The 16,890-nt window shown below is 66.3% G+C and carries 18 protein-coding genes; 10 read left to right on the forward strand and 8 right to left on the reverse strand.

The features are described 5' to 3' along the window. Positions 1-81: 81 nt before the first annotated feature. The 6 genes from FHW58_RS10450 (at position 82) to FHW58_RS10475 (ending at position 4,547) form a co-directional block, all read left to right on the forward strand. Positions 82-942, forward strand: a complete 861-nt coding sequence (locus FHW58_RS10450; protein WP_179672940.1) for a putative selenate ABC transporter substrate-binding protein — start codon at positions 82-84, stop codon at positions 940-942. A 4-nt stretch (positions 943-946) separates the two neighbouring features. Beyond that, positions 947-1,765 (forward strand): phosphonate ABC transporter ATP-binding protein, encoded by an 819-nt coding sequence (locus FHW58_RS10455; protein ID WP_179672941.1) that lies wholly within the window; start codon positions 947-949, stop codon positions 1,763-1,765. Next, a complete protein-coding gene (locus FHW58_RS10460; RefSeq protein WP_373996652.1) occupies positions 1,765-2,607 on the forward strand; it encodes a PhnE/PtxC family ABC transporter permease in 843 nt (280 codons plus the stop codon). Before FHW58_RS10455 ends, FHW58_RS10460 begins: the two co-directional genes overlap by 1 nt. Continuing rightward, the gene (gene phnE, locus FHW58_RS10465) at positions 2,604-3,395 is read left to right on the forward strand and encodes a phosphonate ABC transporter, permease protein PhnE (RefSeq protein ID WP_179672942.1); all 792 of its coding nucleotides are present in this window, start codon (positions 2,604-2,606) and stop codon (positions 3,393-3,395) included. The genes FHW58_RS10460 and phnE overlap by 4 nt, the downstream gene beginning before the upstream one ends. A 2-nt stretch (positions 3,396-3,397) precedes the next feature. Continuing rightward, a complete protein-coding gene (locus FHW58_RS10470) occupies positions 3,398-4,078 on the forward strand; it encodes an ABC transporter ATP-binding protein (protein WP_179672943.1) in 681 nt (226 codons plus the stop codon). Positions 4,079-4,259: 181 nt separating this feature from the next. Beyond that, positions 4,260-4,547 carry a hypothetical protein gene (locus FHW58_RS10475; RefSeq protein WP_008447145.1) on the forward strand — a complete coding sequence of 96 codons (288 nt, stop codon included), beginning with the start codon at positions 4,260-4,262 and terminating at the stop codon, positions 4,545-4,547. A 131-nt stretch (positions 4,548-4,678) separates the two neighbouring features. On the opposite strand, the gene FHW58_RS10480 is transcribed toward FHW58_RS10475, so the two are convergent. From FHW58_RS10480 to FHW58_RS10490, 3 genes are read right to left on the reverse strand one after another with little or no spacing between them, the layout of a single operon-like run. After that, positions 4,679-5,281, reverse strand: coding sequence for a YdeI family protein (locus FHW58_RS10480; RefSeq protein ID WP_179672944.1), 603 nt, complete (start codon positions 5,279-5,281; stop codon positions 4,679-4,681). Beyond that, positions 5,257-6,006: a hypothetical protein gene (locus tag FHW58_RS10485; protein ID WP_179672945.1), complete on the reverse strand. Its 750-nt coding sequence runs from the start codon at positions 6,004-6,006 to the stop codon at positions 5,257-5,259. The genes FHW58_RS10480 and FHW58_RS10485 overlap by 25 nt, the downstream gene beginning before the upstream one ends. After that, on the reverse strand, positions 6,003-6,209 hold the full coding sequence (locus tag FHW58_RS10490; protein ID WP_179672946.1) for a hypothetical protein: 207 nt from the start codon (positions 6,207-6,209) through the stop codon (positions 6,003-6,005). Before FHW58_RS10490 ends, FHW58_RS10485 begins: the two co-directional genes overlap by 4 nt. 128 nt (positions 6,210-6,337) lie before the next feature. Here FHW58_RS10490 and FHW58_RS10495 point away from each other — a divergent pair, with 128 nt between their 5' ends. After that, a complete protein-coding gene (locus FHW58_RS10495; protein WP_179672947.1) occupies positions 6,338-7,870 on the forward strand; it encodes a DUF1800 domain-containing protein in 1,533 nt (510 codons plus the stop codon). Positions 7,871-7,880: 10 nt separating this feature from the next. Then, complete coding sequence (locus tag FHW58_RS10500; protein ID WP_179672948.1) at positions 7,881-9,053, forward strand: DUF1501 domain-containing protein; 1,173 nt, start codon at positions 7,881-7,883, stop codon at positions 9,051-9,053. A gap of 20 nt (positions 9,054-9,073) precedes the next feature. On the opposite strand, the gene FHW58_RS10505 is transcribed toward FHW58_RS10500, so the two are convergent. Together FHW58_RS10505 and FHW58_RS10510 are read right to left on the reverse strand one after the other, a co-directional pair. After that, entirely contained in the window at positions 9,074-10,786 is a 1,713-nt protein-coding gene (locus FHW58_RS10505) for a bifunctional diguanylate cyclase/phosphodiesterase (protein ID WP_179672949.1), read from the reverse strand. A 49-nt stretch (positions 10,787-10,835) separates the two neighbouring features. Continuing rightward, positions 10,836-11,087, reverse strand: coding sequence for a helix-turn-helix domain-containing protein (locus FHW58_RS10510; protein ID WP_179672950.1), 252 nt, complete (start codon positions 11,085-11,087; stop codon positions 10,836-10,838). Between the two features lie 58 nt (positions 11,088-11,145). Between FHW58_RS10510 and FHW58_RS10515 the strand changes: the two genes are divergently transcribed. Both FHW58_RS10515 and FHW58_RS10520 read left to right on the forward strand, forming a co-directional pair. Beyond that, complete coding sequence (locus FHW58_RS10515; RefSeq protein WP_179672951.1) at positions 11,146-13,449, forward strand: FdhF/YdeP family oxidoreductase; 2,304 nt, start codon at positions 11,146-11,148, stop codon at positions 13,447-13,449. 2 nt (positions 13,450-13,451) lie between these two features. Next, entirely contained in the window at positions 13,452-14,564 is a 1,113-nt protein-coding gene (locus FHW58_RS10520) for an esterase family protein (protein ID WP_179672952.1), read from the forward strand. A 21-nt stretch (positions 14,565-14,585) separates the two neighbouring features. Here FHW58_RS10520 and fdhD read toward each other — a convergent pair whose 3' ends face one another. The 3 genes from fdhD to FHW58_RS10535 all read right to left on the reverse strand — a co-directional run bounded on the left by fdhD (position 14,586) and on the right by FHW58_RS10535 (position 16,876). After that, the gene (fdhD, locus tag FHW58_RS10525; RefSeq protein WP_179672953.1) at positions 14,586-15,395 is read right to left on the reverse strand and encodes a formate dehydrogenase accessory sulfurtransferase FdhD; all 810 of its coding nucleotides are present in this window, start codon (positions 15,393-15,395) and stop codon (positions 14,586-14,588) included. Positions 15,396-15,451: 56 nt separating this feature from the next. Further along, a complete protein-coding gene (locus FHW58_RS10530; RefSeq protein ID WP_179672954.1) occupies positions 15,452-16,228 on the reverse strand; it encodes a GNAT family N-acetyltransferase in 777 nt (258 codons plus the stop codon). 99 nt (positions 16,229-16,327) lie between these two features. Further along, a complete protein-coding gene (locus FHW58_RS10535; protein ID WP_179672955.1) occupies positions 16,328-16,876 on the reverse strand; it encodes a hypothetical protein in 549 nt (182 codons plus the stop codon). Positions 16,877-16,890: the final 14 nt, after the last annotated feature.

Consider the following 16,890-nt stretch of genomic DNA (forward strand, 5'->3'; position numbering starts at 1 on the left):
TTGCTATCATAGCTGAATATCCATTTTGTAGCGCTGTTCCAAAAGTTCCGTGCGACTTCTCACATTAAAGGGCAAACAACAATGAAATTCTCCCTCAAAACCCTGCTGGCCACCGGCATGATGCTGGCCGCTTCGTGGTCCCACGCGCAATCGGCCGATCACGTGTTCCGCGTGTCCGCCATCCCGGACGAGGCGCCGACGGAACTGCAGCGCAAGTTCAAGCCGCTGGGCGAATACCTGGAGAAGAAGATCGGGATGAAGGTGGAGTTCACGCCGGTCACCGACTATGCCGCCTCGGTGGAAGCGCTGATTAACAAGAAAGTGGACATGGTCTGGTTTGGCGGCTTCACCTTCGTGCAGGCCAATGAGCGCAGCAAGGGCGCCATCACGCCGCTGGTGCAGCGCGCCGAGGACGAAAAATTCCGCTCGGTGTTCGTCACCACCAACAAGAACATCAACAGCCTGAATGACCTCAAGGGCAAAACCCTGAGCTTCGGCTCCGAGTCCTCCACCTCCGGCCACCTGATGCCGCGCTACTACCTGCTGGCCGCCAAGATCAATCCGGACACCGATCTGAAACGCATCGCCTTCTCCGGCGCGCACGACGCCACCGTGGCCGCTGTCGCCGGCGGCAAGGTCGATGCCGGCGCGCTGAACATCTCGGTGTGGGAAAAGCTGGTGGAAGCCAAGAAGGTCGATCCGAACGTGGTGCGCGTGTTCTACACCACGCCAGGCTACTACGACTACAACTGGTCGGTGCGCACCGACATGAACGCTGACCTGAAAAAAAAGCTGACCGACGCCTTCCTGGCGCTGGACGCCAACAAGCCTGAAGACAAGGCCATCATGGAACTGCAGCGCGCCACCAAGTTCATCCCGACCAAGGCCGAGAACTACAAGAACATCGAAGCCGCAGCCAAGAACGCCGGCCTGCTGAAGTAATTCAATGCCCACGTATCAACTGCAAGACCTGACCGTCCGCCACCTCGGCGGACGGTCCGCTGCCGCGCTGCATGCCATCAACCTGACCGTTGAACAGGGCGAGCAACTGGCCCTGATCGGCCCCTCCGGCGCCGGCAAGACCACCCTGCTGGCGACGCTGTCCCTGTCCCACAAACCATCGGAGGGCCGCTTCCAGGCTTTCGGCGCCGATCCGTGGGCGCTGGGCGAGGCGGCGCGCCATCGCTTGCGCGCGCAGCTGTTCCTGGCGCCGCAAACGCCGCCACTGCCGCCGCGCCAGCGCGTGGTGACGGCGGTGCTGGCCGCGCGCCTGCCGCAATGGAGCTTGTGGCGCGCGCTGGTGTCGCTGTTCAGGCCTGCCGATCCGCAAGCGGCGTGGCAGGCGCTGTCGCGCTTTAACCTGGGCGACAAATTGTATTCCCGCGTCGACCGCCTGTCCGGCGGCGAACGCCAGCGCTGCGGCCTGGCGCGTCTACTGCTGTCGCCGGCCAAGGCGCTGCTGGTGGACGAGCCGCTGTCCGCGCTCGATCCCGCCTTGTCCGAGCTGACGCTGGCCACGCTGCGCGAGGAAGCCTCGGCGCGCAACGCCACGCTGATCTGCACCCTGCACCAGGTGGACCTGGCGCTGAGCCACTTCCCGCGCATCGTCGCGCTGCGCGAGGGCCGCATCGTGTTCGACCTGCCGCGCGAGCAGGTCACGCCGGAGATGATCGCCGCGCTGTACCAGGGCGAGCAGCCGCGCGCCAGCCTGCCGCACGACGACGATGCGATGGCGGTCAAACTCGGCGTCGGCGCGTGCCTGTAATGACGACCATGACCACCGCGCCAGCCGTGGCGCACCACGATCCCGCCACGCGCCGCCGCATCTTCGCCATCATCGCCGCCCTGGTCATCCTGTGGCCGACCATGGTGGTGTCCGAATTCAAGCCGTGGATACTGTTCGACCAACAAAGCCTGGCCGCCACCGGCCGCTTCCTGTCGGACTTCCTGGTGCCCGCGCACGACGCCGAGTTCCTGCAGATGCTGGTGCGCGAGACCTGGAACACCGTGGCCATCGCCACCGCCGGCCTCACGCTGGCGCTACTGGGCGCCGTGCCGGCCACGCTGATCATCAACGAGCAGTTGTCGATTTCCGCGCTGGGCACGGGCCGCATGCGTCCCGTCGCCATCGCCGCGCGCCAGACCATGCGCTGGCTGATGGTGGTGCTGCGCTCGGTGCCGGAGCTGGTGTGGGCGCTGCTGTTCGTGCGCATCATCGGCCTGGGACCGACCGCCGGCGTGCTGGCCATCGCCCTCACCTACTGCGGCATGCTGGGCAAGGTGTATGCCGAAATTCTCGAATCCTCCGACGCCCACGCCAGCGACACGCTGCTGGCCAACGGCAGCGGGCGTCTTGCCGCGCTGCTGTATGGCTCGCTGCCGGAGGCGGCGTCGGAACTGATGTCCTACACCGTCTATCGCTGGGAGTGCGCGATCCGCGGCTCGGTGGTGATGGGCTTCGTCGGCGCCGGCGGCCTCGGTCAGCGCATGGACGAATCGCTGAAGGCCATGAACGGCGCCGAAGTTTCCGCCATGCTGCTGGTGTTCGTGGCGCTGGTGGCGTTGGCCGACCAGTTCTCCAAGGTGCTGCGGCGGAGGCTCGGATGAACCGTCATCTGCCCAAGCCGCCGGCGCGCGACTGGACCGTGCGCATCCTGATGCTGCTGTTGCTGCTGCTGATCGCCGCCAGCTTCGCCACGCTGCCGCTGAAGTGGCGCGAGTTCTTCACCGTGGATGCCGTCAACAGCACGCTGGAACTGCTGGCCGGCTTCGCGCCGCCGGAGACGTCCAGCGGCTTCCTGGCCAAGACCTTCTGGGCCGCGATTGAAACGCTGGCCATGTCCGGCCTGGGCACGCTGCTGGCCGTGATCTTCGGGCTCGCCTTCTCGCTGCCGGCGTCGGGACGCTTCGGCGCCGCGCCGCGCGCCGCCGTGCGCGCGCTGCTCAACGTGCTGCGCTCGATCCCGGAACTGGTGTGGGCGTCGATCATGCTGATCGCCGCCGGCCTCGGTCCGCTGGGCGGCACGCTGGCGCTGGCGGCGCACACGGCCGGCGTGTTGGGGCGGCTGTTCGCGGACTCGCTGGAAAACGCCGCGCCGCTGCCGGAACAGAGCCTGCGCACCAACGGCGCTAGCGCCACCGCCGCCTTCTTCTACGCCACGCTGCCGCAAACGCTGCCGCAGATGATGTCCTACACGCTGTACCGCTGGGAGAACAACATCCGCGCCGCCGCGATCCTGGGCGTAGTGGGCGCCGGCGGTTTGGGACAGATGCTTAAATACCACCTGTCCCTGTTCCAGATGCCGCTGGCCGCCACCGTCATCATCGCCATGCTGCTGCTGGTGGCGCTGGTCGATGGCGTCAGCTTTGCGCTGCGGCGCGCACTTACCCGCTAACCATGCTCGAACTTCGCCAGCTCTCCAAATCCTACAACGGCCGCCCGGTGCTGGACCGCTTGTCGTGGCAATTCCAGGCCGGCGAATTCGTCTCGATCATGGGCGATTCCGGGGTCGGCAAGTCGACGCTGCTGAATCTCATCGCCGGCCTCGACACGCCGGACGCGGCGCCGGGCGAATCGCCCATCATCGTCGACGGCCTCCCGATGTCCGGGCTGGATGACGACGCGGCCACCCGGCTGCGGCGCACACGCATGGGTTTCATCTTTCAAGCCTTCCACGTGCTGCCGCACCTGACCTTGCTGCAAAACGTCGCCCTGCCACTGTTGCTGAATGGCCTGCCGACCGCGCGCGCGGCGGAGATGCTGGCGGCGGTGGGCCTGGCCGGGCGCGAGCACGATTTTCCGCATCAAATCTCCGGCGGACAGATGCAGCGCGTGGCCATCGCCCGCGCGCTGGTGCACCGCCCGGCCCTGGTCCTGGCGGACGAACCCACCGGCAATCTCGATCCGGACACCGCCGATGCCATCCTCACGCTGTTGCAGCGCGAAATCAAAGCCACCGGCGCCTGCGCCATCATGGTGACCCATTCGCAACATGCTGCTAAAAAGACAGACAAAATCCTCCTTTTAGAGAGAGACGGTTTAAAAGAAACAACAACCGTCAAGCCGTTTGCGCAATAACTAACATAATTTAATTGTTAAACCCTGCACTTTTTTTTCAACCGTAGTATTATTGAAAATAACTTGCATGGTTATCAAGAATGTTGAGTCGCGTACCACATTCAGACCAGAAAGGGTGTGGGCGCTAGCCTTGCCGGGAAACGTACTTTCTTTAACGTTTTGAGCAAAGGAGGAGCAAACCATGAACGTACGTCAAAAGAAGTTGGAGTTGATCGAAGCAATGAATCGTGCGCGGGCGCTGGAGCCATCCAGTTTTGTCCCAAACAAGCTTCTTGACACTTTGATCGAAAAGATGAACTTGAAGAACGATGCAGAGTTGTGCCGGGTGCTGGAAGTTCAGCCTCCGATCATCAGCAAGATCCGCCACCGCAAGCTGGCTGTTGGTGCGACGATCCTGCTGCGCATGCATGAGAAATCAGATATCAGCATTCGCGAGCTGAAAGATCTATCTACCGCGTCGATGCATTGAACAAAAAAGCTGTTCTTGCCATGCCAGGCGCCGGCATGCGGTATCCGGCGCCCCGAAGCGCCTTAGCGATCAGCCCAAACCCCGCTGAACGCAACTTTAACTAGCAGTACCAGACAAGTACCCGCAGGTCCTTAGCACTTCTCGTATTTCCAATTTCTCGATTTGCCTTCCGCGATCCATTCGATGGCTTGTTCACGCCTGCGCGTGCGCGTGGCTTCGGTCTTCGCTTCGGTAAGCCACTCGGCGTAGTCGCGTTGCTTGCTTGGGCTGAAGCGGTCGAAGTGGGCGCGTGCCGCCGGCACCGCGTCCAGCGCGGCATTCAGGTCGTCCGGAATCTCCAGCGCGCGCGGCGTGGCCGGCTTGGCGCGGGCCGGCGCGGTGACGCCTTCGTCGTTCAGCTTCATGGCCTGCTTGATGTAGGCGGTCAGCACCTTCTTCGATGGCAGGTCCTTGATGGAGGTGAGCTTGCCGAAGTGGCCCATGGCTTCGCGCTTGACGTCATCGTCCGCCATCAGCAGCTCGGCCTTCCAGAAGCCGAACGAGCAATGCGCCTTGAACGAGGCCATACTGCACATCATCCCTTTGTACATGAAGTTGGGGAAACCCCATTTGATGGTTTCTTCAACGTCGGGACAGGTGGCGTGGACCACCGCGCGCAGATGTTCAAGAATGGGTTGTGCGAAGTCGGCGGACTTGGCGATGTAGGCGTCTACGCGCGGGTCGGTGGTGGGCATGGTGGTCTCGTCAGAAAAAATTCCGGGTGCTGCGCCAGCAGGTCCGCCTCGAACTTGTTAACCGGTGCGAAGTTGGACAAGGCTGGCGCCAGGCGGCGGCCGGCATCCCAGCTGCGCCACGCTTGCACGCTATCGTACTGCATCAGCAGCAGGTCGCCCAAGTCCTTGTAGGCGCCGGCCAGCACGGGGTTGGCCGGATTCACGGCGGCAAACAGCAGCGCCAGCGACGTGGCTTCGCCGGCCGCCTGCTTCTGCTCCTCTGTCAGCGACGGCGGCGTGCCATTGGACAGCATGCATTCCATCTTGCCCAGCATGGTGTCGAGGGCCTGTGCGAGGCCGAAGTCGTCGGCGGTGTCGCAGGGATGGGCAGCCCGCAGCGCGTCCAACTGCTCCGGCGTTGCTGCGGCGATGCGGTCGAACAACGCGTCCATGCCCGCCTTGCCGATTTCGCGCCGGCAGGGGGTGAGGTCATACGGCGGCGGCTGCGCGTCGCGCACATTGGTGATGACGATGCGCGCATCGCGGCCGCCGGCCATGGTGAGCGTGATCTGGTCCGGAATCACGGCTTCCCTGGCCAGGATGTCCAGCATCTGCGGGTGGCCGCCCTGCTCATAGCGCATGAAGCGCGCGAACCGTGCGGCGTCCTCCGCGGAGACCCTGGCGCCGCTGACGCTCCACGTGGCCAGCCGCTGGCCGCCGATGGAGAATACGCGCTGGCCATTCACCGTCTGTTCCTCGACCTGGTCCGGCGCGCCGCGAAGTCGTACACCAGCCGCCCGCGCGCCGTGTCGACCGCCATGTAGGTGTCGGCCAGCGTGACGTCCATCTGCGTGGTGCGCTGCATGCTGGTGGCGCTGACGTGCAGCGTGACGGCGGCATGCACCGGCGCCGCCGCCAATGCCAGCAGTGCGGAGAAAATGACACGCATAGGCTTTCGCCTCCCCGAAAAGTGAAGCATTGATGATAAATCATGCAAGACCCGCGTCTGTAACATTTCGTAGCACGTTACACATCCGTCATACTGCATGCACATAAAAATGGCCTATGCTTCAGCCTATGCATACCACAACCTTCCTCCGTCCCCTTGCCGTCCTGCTGCTGGCAGGATGCGCCGCCACGCCGTCCGCGCCGCCGCAGGCGCCGGCCGATCCGGTGGCGCTGAGCGCCGCGCTCAATCGCGTCAGCTGGGGCGTCAACACCAGCACTTTCCACCAGGCCGAAAAGATCGGCTACAACGCGTGGCTAGACCGGCAACTCCATCCCGGCCCCGCCGTGCTGCCGGCCGCCGCGCAGGCGCAGATCGACGCCATGACGATCTCGCAAAAGCCGCTGCCGCAGTTGGTGCAGGAACTGGAACAGCAGCGCCGCGACTACGACAAGGCCATGGTCGACGACGACGCCAAGAAGGCCGCGCAGCGCGCCTACCAGCAGGAACTGAACCGCCTGGCCAGGGAAGCCGCCACCCGCTCGCTGCTGCGCGACCTGTATTCGCCCAACCAGCTGCAGGAGCAGATGACGTGGTTCTGGATGAACCACTTCAACGTCCACCAGGGCAAGAGCAATCTGCGCGTGCTGGTGGGCGACTACGAGGAACAGGCGATCCGCCCGCACGCGCTGGGCAAGTTCCGCGACCTGCTGGCCGCCACGCTGCACCATCCGGCCATGATCCGCTACCTGGACAACGAGCAGAACGCCGCCAACCGCATCAACGAGAACTATGCGCGCGAAATCATGGAGCTGCACACGCTGGGCGTGGACGGCGGCTACAGCCAGGCCGACGTGCAGCAGCTGGCGCGCATCCTCACCGGCGTCGGCGTCAACCTGGGCGACAAGCAGCCGAATGTGCGCGGCGACAAGCAAAGCCAGTACGTGCGCAAGGGCCTGTTCGAATTCAATCCCAACCGTCACGATTACGGCGACAAGGTGTTCCTCGGCCAGACCGTCAAGGGCCGCGGCCTGGCCGAGGTGGACGAAGCGCTCGACCGCCTGAGCCGCAGCCCGGCCACGGCGCGCTTCATCAGCCGCAAGCTGGCGATCTACTTCGTGGCCGACGAACCGCCGCCGCAACTGGTCGAGCGCATGGCGGCGCGCTTCCAGGCCACCGATGGCGACATCGCCGCCGTGCTGCGCACGCTGTTCGATGCGCCCGAATTCACGCAGTCGCTGGGCAAGAAGTTCAAGGACCCGGTGCACTACGTGGTGTCGGCCGTACGCCTGACCTATGACGACAAGGTCATCCTCAACGCCGGCCCCATGCTCGGCTGGCTGGGCCGCATGGCCGAGCCGCTGTACGGCCGCCAGACGCCGGACGGCTATCCGCTGACCGCCTCCGGCTGGGACAGCCCGGGCCAGATGACCACCCGCTTCGAGATCGCCAAGGCCATCGGCGGCGGCAACGCCGGCCTGTTCAAGACCGACGGCGCGCAGCCGCTGGAAAAGCCGGCCTTCCCGCAACTGGCCAACGCGCTGTACTACCAGTCGCTGCAACAATCGCTGGCGCCGGCCACCCGCCAGGCGCTGGACCAGGCCAGCTCGCCGCAGGAGTGGAACACGCTGCTGTTGTCGTCACCGGAACTGATGCACCGTTAGGAGAAGCACCATGAAACGCCGCACCCTGATTCAATCGATGGCCGCGCTGACGGCCGCCTCCCTGTCCGGCCAATTGTGGGCCGCGCCGGCCAGCAGGACGCGCCTGCTGTTCGTCTTCATGCGCGGCGGTTACGACGCCACCAGCCTGCTGGTGCCCATCTCCAGCGAGTACTACTACCAGGTGCGGCCCAACATCGCCATTCCCAAAACCGCCGCGCTGCCGATCGACAGCGACTGGGGCCTGCATCCGGTGCTGGCCGACAGCATCCATCCGCTGTTCACGTCCGGCCAGGTGGCGTTTGTGCCGTTCGCCGGCACCGAGGACCTGTCGCGCAGCCACTTCGAAACCCAGGACAGCATCGAGCTGGGACAGGCGCTGAACCGCAGCCGCGACTACCGCTCCGGCTTCCTCAACCGGCTGGCGGCCACGCTCAACACCGACCGCGCCAGCGCCATCTCCTTCACCGACCAGCTGCCGCTGATCATGCAGGGCGGCCTGCAGGTGCCCAACACCGCGCTGCGCAGCGTCAGCAAGCCGTCCATCGACAACAAGCAGGCCAGTGCGATCGCCGCCATGTACGCCGGCACCGCGCTGTCGCAGCAGGTCAAGGACGGCTTCGCGGTGCGCGAGGACGTGATGAAGGAGATGAGCGGCGAGATGCTGGCGGCCAACCGCAACGCCGTCAGCACCAAGGGTTTCGAGCTGGAGGCGCGCCGCATCGCCCGGCTGATGCGCGACAAGTACAACATCGGCTTTGTCGACGTCGGCGGCTGGGACACCCACGTCGGCCAGGGCAACGCCAGCGGCTACCTGGCCAACCGCCTCGATGAGCTGGGGCGCGGCCTGGCCGGCTTCGCGCAGGAGATGGGGCCGGACTGGAAGGACACGGTGGTGGTGGTGGTCAGCGAATTCGGCCGCACCTTCCGCGAGAACGGCAACCGCGGCACCGACCACGGCCACGGCAGCGTGTACTGGGTCATGGGCGGCAGCGTCAACGGCGGCAAGATCCACGGCGAGCAGGTGCGGCTGGAGCAGCCGACGCTGTTCCAGAACCGCGACTACCCGGTGCTGAACGAATACCGCGCCATGTTCGGCGGCCTGCTGGCGCGCATGTATGGCCTGAACAGCGGCCAGGTCGACACCATCTTCGGCACCAAGGGACGCGACCTCGGCCTGGTGTAGGCCGCAGCGGCACGCCGCGTCTACGGCGCCAGGTGCCGGCGCAGCCACGCGGTGGCCTCCTCGGCCCGCAGCGCCGGCGTGTACAAGAAGCCCTGGAACGCGCCGCAGCCGGCGGCGCCCAGGAACGCCGCCTGCTCCGGCTGCTCCACCCCCTCGGCGATGACGTTCAGGCGCAGGTCCTGCGCCAGCTGCACCACCATGCGCACCACGGCGTTGGCGTCGTCGCTGCCCGGCACGCCGCGCAGGAAACTCTTGTCCAGCTTGATAGTGTTGACCGGCAGCGCGCGCAGGTAGCTGAGCGACGAATAACCGGTGCCAAAGTCGTCCAGCGCCACCATCAGGCCGCGCGCGCGCAGTTGTTCGATGATGTGGCTGCCGCTGCGTTCCAGCTCGATGGCGTCGCGCTCGGTCAGCTCGATTTCGACGTCGCCGGCCGCCAGTCCGAACTCGGCCAGCATGCCGTCCAGGTGTCCCAGGTAGTCCGGGTCCAGCAGCTCCTTGGCGCAGGTGTTGACGCAGATGCGCAGGTCGGTGATGCCGGCATCGCGCCACTGGCGCAACTGGGCGCAGGCGCGCCGGATCACGCCCTTGCCCAGCTCCGGCAGCGCGCCCAACTCGCCGGCCAGGCCGATCACGTATTCGACCGGCTGCTGGCCGAGAAAATCCGGCAGCCGCAGCAGGGCTTCCATCGCCACCGGGCGGCCATCCACCGCCAGGATGGGCTGGTACTCCAGCCAGTAGCTGCCGGTGCGCAGCACACGCCGCAGCTCGGTGTGGTCGGCGTTCTTGCGGTGCGCCAGTTCGTCCAGCGCCGCGGTGTAGTAGTGATAGCGGTTGCGGCCGTCCTTCTTGGCCTGGTACAGCGCCAGGTCGGCCTTGTTCAGCAGCGCGTCCGGCGTGGCGGCGTCCACCGGGCAGACGGCGATGCCGATGCTGGCGCTGACGCGCACCTCGCGGCCGCCGATCAAAAACGGCTGCGCTAGCTCGTGCAGCAGCTTTTCCGCCAGCATGCCGCCGCTCGCCGGCGACGGCGCATAGGGCTGCAGCAGGCCGAACTCGTCGCCGCCAAGCCGGGCCACGTAGTCGCTCTCGCGGCTGACCGCGCGGATGCGCTGCGCAACCTGTTGCAGCAACTGGTCGCCGGACTGGTGGCCAAGCACGTCGTTGACTTCCTTGAACTGGTCGAGGTCGATCATCAGCAACAGCAGCAGCTGGCCGGTGCGCTCGGCCAGCGACACCATCTCGGAGCGGCGCGTGTCGAAGGCGGCGCGGTTGGCCAGGCCGGTCAGGCCGTCGATGGTGGCCAGGCGGCGGATCTCGTCCTGCGCCAGCTTGCGGTCGGTGATGTCGCGCAGGATTTTCAGGTAGCCCACCGGCGCGCCGTCGTCGCCGGCAATCGGCGTCAGCACGCCGTCGGCCCAGAAGGTGGACTGGTCCTTGCGCAAGTGCCAGCGGTAGTCGGCGCCGCGCTGCCAGCGCGCGGCCTGCGCCATTTCGTGCCAGTGCTCGCCCGCCGCCTGGTCCTCGGGCGTGAACAGCCGCTCGGTGCCAAGGCCGATGATCTCCGCCGGCGCATAGCCGAAAATCAGCTCGGCGCCCAGGTTCCAGCTGGTGACCATGCCGCCGGTGTCGATGGTGAAGATGGCGAAGTCGCGCACATTCAGGTAGATGTGGCGCAGCAGCAGATCCGGCGCCAGCCCGGGCGCGATGACGTGGGTCAGCGGAGATGTCATGGCGGCGCCCGTGGTCAAAACTGGTTGGACCGCGGCGGCGCCGCCAGGTTCACTCCGCGATCAGCTGGCGGCCGGCGTCGCGCAGCGCCACGCGGCCGCTGATGCCGCCCTCGTCCAGCGTCACCTCGACCAGTCCGGCGTCCGCCATCAGCGTCAACTGCCGGCGCAGCACACTCATCGGGAGCTGGGTCTGCTTGCTGAGCCGCGCCAGCGAACAGGGCTTGTCCGGCCGCTCGCGCTCGGCGCGCCACAGCGCCTCCAGTATGCCGGCCAGCAGGGCCATCGCTTGCTCGTCCATCATGTCCCAATCTTTAGCTAAAATACAATATACTCATGTCAAGATATTAGCGAACCGCAACATGAACAAAAAGTCCGAAGGCCATATCGCTCCCTACACCCGGCCGGCCGCCGGCTGGGATGCGCTGAAGCAGGTGGCGATCAACCTGGTGCGTGAACGCGTGGCCGGCAGCAACTACAAGACGCTGTTCAAGCAGAACCAGCCGGACGGCTTCGACTGCCCGGGCTGCGCCTGGCCAGACCGCGAGCACGCGTCCACCTTCGAGTTCTGCGAGAACGGCGTCAAGGCGGTGGCGGCGGAAGCCACCAGCAAGCGCGTGACGCCGGACTTCTTCGCCCGCCACACCGTAACCGAGCTGCTGCGCCAGTCCGATTATGCACTGGAACAGCACGGCCGGCTGACCGACCCGCTGGTCTACGATCCGGCCAGCGATACCTACCGGCCGATCGCCTGGGACGAGGCCTTCGCACTGATGGCACGCCACCTGCGCGCCCTGCCCGATCCCAACCAGGCCACCTTTTACACCTCGGGCCGCACCAGCAACGAGGCGGCCTTCCTGTTCCAACTGTTCGTCCGCATGTTGGGCACCAATAATTTTCCGGACTGCTCCAATATGTGCCACGAGCCGACCAGCCGCGGCCTGCCGGGCACGGTGGGCACCGGCAAAGGCACGGTGACGCTGGACGACTTCGAGCACGCCGACACGCTGCTGATCTTCGGCCAGAACCCGGCCACCAACCATCCGCGCATGATGAACGAGCTGCGCGACTGCGCGCGCCGTGGCGCCGCCATCGTCTCGATCAACCCGCTGCGCGAGCGCGGGCTGGAACGCTTCACCAGCCCGGCGCACGCGCTGGAGATGCTGACCGGCGCCAGCACCACCATCAGCACGCTGTTCATCCAGCCGCGGCTGGGCGGCGACTTCGCGCTGATCAAGGCCATGGCCAAGCGCCTGGTCGAGCGCGACGACGCGGCGCGCGCGGCCGGCCAGCCCGGCCTGCTGGACCGCGAGTTCATCGCCCGCCACACCCTCGACTACGCGGCCTTCGAGGCCGACCTGCGCACCGAAAGCTGGGACCTGCTGCTGGCCGAATCCGGCGTGCCGCGCGCGCAGATCGAGCAGCTGACCGAGGTCTACGCGCGCGGCAAGAACGTCATCAGCACTTGGGGCATGGGGCTGACCCAGCACAAGGGCGCGGTGAAGACGATCCAGATGCTGTCCAACCTGATGATGATGCGCGGCCAGATCGGCCGTCCCGGCGCCGGCCTGTGCCCGGTGCGCGGCCACTCCAACGTGCAGGGCGACCGCACCATGGGCATCGAGGACAAGCCGAGCCAGGCGTTTCTCGACCGCCTGCAGCAGGTGTTCCACTTCGCGCCGCCGCGCGCGCACGGGCTGGACACGGTCGACAGCATCCAGGCGATGCTGGACGGCCGCGTCCAGGTGTTCATCGCCATGGGAGGAAATTTTGCCATGGCCACGCCGGACACGCCCCTCACCTTCGAGGCGTTGCGGCGCTGCGCGCTGACCGTGCACGTGGCCACCAAGCTGAATCGCAGCCACCTGGTGACCGGCCGGGCGGCGCTGCTGCTGCCGACGCTGGGCCGCACCGAGATCGACCTGCAGCACGGCGTGGCGCAGGGCGTGACGGTGGAGGATTCGATGAGCATGGTCCATCTGTCGTACGGCATCAACCAGCCGGCGTCGGCCAGCCTGCTGTCGGAGCCGATGATCGTCGCGCGGCTGGCGCACGCCACGCTGGGCAGCGACAAGGTCGACTGGCTGCGGCTGGGGGGCGACTACGCCGCCATCCGCGAGCTGATCGAGCGGGTGTTCGACGACTTCCACGACTTCAACGCGCGCGTAGCGCACCCGGGCGGCTTCCACCTGCGCGTGGCCTCGCGCGAGCGCGAATGGCGCACCGCCAGCGGCCGCGCGCAGTTCGTGCCGCACGCGGTGGACACCGACACGCCGATCCACCGCGCCCGCGCGCGCCACGGCGCGCGGCTGATGGTGCTGATGACGATGCGCGCGCACGACCAGTACAACACCACCATCTACGGCCTGGATGACCGCTATCGCGGCGTCTACGGCCTGCGGCGCGTGGTGTTCATCAACCCGGCGGACCTGGCGATGCTGGGCCTGCGCGCCGGCGGCCACGTCGACATCGTCAGCGTGTGGGACGACCAGGTCACGCGCCGCGCCGGGCGCTTCCTGCTGGTGGAATACGACATCCCGCGCGGCTGCCTGGGCGCCTACTTCCCCGAAACCAACGACCTGGTGCCGCTGCACAGCACCGCCGACGGCGCCGGCACGCCGACCTCCAAATCCATTCCAGTGCTGCTCGAACCCTGCGGAGAGTAACCATGCGCATTGTCGCCGTCACCTTGTTGTCGCTTGCCACGCTAGCCTCGCCCGCCTGGGCGCAATCGAAACGGATTCGCGCCTGCACCGCGCCGGACGATCCCGCGCCATGCATGATCGAGGGCGCTGCGCCCGACCGCTCGCAACTGCCGGCGGCCGGTCCAGCAGCGTGGATCAGCGGCGACCGGCTGGTGCTGTCCTGGGTAGGCAAGGCGGAGGACGTGTGGCTGGGCAGCGGTATCGCACTGGACGGTTCGCTGACCCGCGTGACGCCGGATCTGTTCCAGACCGTGATCCGCTATCCCAAGGCGCAGCAGACGCGCGTGCACGTACTCTTTGCGACAAAGAAGGAGAAGGACGGCGCCAGCGAGTTCTCAAAGCCAATCGAGCTGGTGGGGCCGCAGGCGTTCGCCGTGCCGCAGGGCGACAGCCAACCCGAAACCATGACCTTCGGCCCGACGCTGCCGCAGGCCCGCGTTTGGCTGCCGCCGGGCTACCGGGCCGGCGTGCGCTATCCCATCCTGTACCTGGCCGATGGCGGCTGGACCAGCCAGGGCAACACGCTGGCCGGCGCCATCGGCAGCGGCGAACTGGCGCCGCTGATCGTGGTCGGCGTCGATTACGCGCCGGAGCATCAAAGCGACTCCGACCTGCGGATACTGACTTATCTCGGCGAATCTGACGTCCCCGGTCAACTGGCGCCGGAATTCATCGCGCATGAACGCTTCCTGCTGGAGACCGTGATCCCGGCGATTGAGCGCACATACGGTGCGCCCGCGGAGCGCGGGTTGCGCGCGGTCGGCGGCGCGTCGAATGGCGGCTCCTGGGCGGCGTCCATGGCCTTGCGCAACCCCGGCGTGTTCGGCACCGCGTTGGTCATGTCGCCCGGCATGCCGCCGGTGCAGCATGGCGCGGCACGATCGCTGTCGCGCTTTTACGTATCGGCCGGCGACCTGGAACCAGCGTACCGCAGCAACGCCCAGCGGATCACGCAAGACATCGTCAGCCGGGGTGGCGTGGCCACCTTCACCGCTTACCCCAGCGGCCATGACTGGTGGATGTGGACCCGCATCCTGCTGGACGACACGCGCGCCTGGCTGGGCCCGGCGCGCTAGCGTGTCTGGCGGCGCGGTGCCTCAGGTGTATTCGACGCAGCCGTCCTGGCGGCAGAAGCTCACCAGCTTGATGCCGGCTTCGGCGGCGATGTCGACCGCCAGCGTGCTGGGGGCGGAGATGGTGGCCAGCGTGGGGATGTTCATGCGCGCGGCCTTGCGTACCAGCTCATAACTGGCGCGGCTGGACATGAAGACGAAGCCGCGCTGCATGTCGATGCCGTCCAGCGCCAGGTAGCCAATCAGCTTGTCGAGCGCGTTGTGGCGGCCGACGTCTTCGCACACGCGCAGCACGTTGCCGCCGGCGTCGCACCACGCCGCCGCGTGCACGCCACCGGTGGCGCGCATCAGTTCCTGGTGCTGGCCGAGCTGCGCGGCGGCGGTGGCGATGGCCGGCTGCAGCGCACCCTCCGCGTGCAGCGGCGCGGCGGTGATGGGTTCCGGCTGCAGGTCGAGCAGTTCCAGGCTTTCGATGCCGCACACGCCGCAGCCGCTGCGGCCGGCCATCGAGCGGCGCTGCTGCTTAAGCTGGACGAAGTCCTGGGTGGCGATGGTGATGTCGATTTCGAAACTGCGCGCGTGTTCGCGCACTTCGATGTCAAACACATCAGCGGATTTGGCGACCAGGCCTTCGGTCAGGGCAAAGCCCATGGCAAACGGCTGGAGGTCGCGCGGGGTGACCATCATGACGGCGTGTGAGATGCCATTGAAGACCAGCGCCACCGGGACTTCCTCGATGACGCTATCGGTCGTGCGGGTGGCGCTGCTGCCGCGATGCCGCAGCACCGGGCGCTGCTGATAACCCGTTTTGTTCGACTCCAGATCCAACTTCATGACAGCCCCGCAGAATAAGCACAACGGCTTATTCTACACGGGGCCGGCAAAGCGCGTCAGGCGGCCAGCGGTTGGGCTTCGCCGACGCCATAGTGGCGGGCGTAGCGTACGTCGAGGTTCGCCAGCGGCATCAGCAGGAACAGGTCGGCGCTTTCGAAATCCGGATCCCAGGCCGGTTCGCCGCAGATCCAGGCGCCCGAGCGCATATAACCTTTCAGCAGCGCCGGCACCTGGGCCTTCTGCGCGGCTTCCAGCTTGGAGAACGGGAATGGCAGGTGCGGCGTGACGCGGTATTCGATCGGCGCCAGGTTCTTGGCGGCCAGTTGCTGGTAGACGGCGACGGCGTTGTGGCCGCCGTCGGCCAGCGAGATGCTGGCGCAGCCGACCAGGAATTCGGCGTTCTCGCGGCGCATGTATTCGGCCAGGCCGGACCACAGCAGCATGATGACGCTGCCGCCGCGGTAATCCGGGTGGATGCAGGCGCGGCCGGCTTCGACGACGCGGCCGCGGATGTTGTTCAGGCGGCCCAGGTCGAATTCGCCTTCCGAGTACAGGCGGCCCAGCTTGCGGGCGCGGTTGGCGCTCAGCAGGCGGTAGGTGCCGACCACCATCAGGGTGTCGGAATCGCGCACGATCAGGTGATCGCAGTGGTCGTCGAATTCGTCGCTATCCAGGCCGTCGGCGCGCTCCAGCGCGGTCAGGCCCATGGTTTCGATGAATACCTTGTAGCGCAGGCGCTGCACTTCGCGCAGTTCTTCCGGCGTGCTTGCCATACTGAGTACCAGCTTGCCGGACGCTGCTCGGACGTCCGCTTGTATGATCGAGGTTTGCATGCTTCATCCCTTTTGTGTGGAAGACGAAGCAAGCGTAACCAGCGAATACTTCAGGAAAATGACAAGGAAATGTCATTTTCATGACCTGTTGTTTTTTAATCAGGCTTTTTTCGGACGACCGGTTTTCAGCTGCGGCAGGCCGGCCAGCACGTTTTTCAGCGTGGCCAGGTCGATTTGCGAGATCAGGGCCACGCCGATGCGCAGCAGTTCGCTCTTCTTGACTTCAAAACCGGCTTTCAGCGCGGCTTTTTTCACCTGGCCCAGTACCGCATATTCGGCTTCCGGCATGGTGAAGCTGTCGCGTACCAGCTTTTCCTTCGGGGCTTTGACCTTGGCGTCGGCGACGGCGGCGGCAGGTTTGGCGGCGGCGGTCTTGGGCGCGGCTTTCGGTGCTGGCTTGGCGGCGGCCTTTGGCGCTGGCTTGGCGGCCGCTTTCGGCGCGGCGGCTTTAGGCGCTGCTGCCTTTGGCGCCGCTGCTTTTGGCGCCGCTGCTTTTGGCGCCGGCTTCACGGCGGTTTTCGCCGGGGCTTTCGGCGCCGGTTTGGCGGCTGCCTTTGGCGCCGGCTTTACGGCGGCTTTCGGCGCGGCCGGCTTGGCGGCGGCGGCGGTTTTGGTGACGGTCGTTTTGGTGGCTGGTTTGGTCGCCATATTCACTCCATTTT

Origin of the sequence: Duganella sp. 1224, assembly GCF_013408245.1 — a bacterium.
GTDB lineage: Bacteria > Pseudomonadota > Gammaproteobacteria > Burkholderiales > Burkholderiaceae_D > Rugamonas.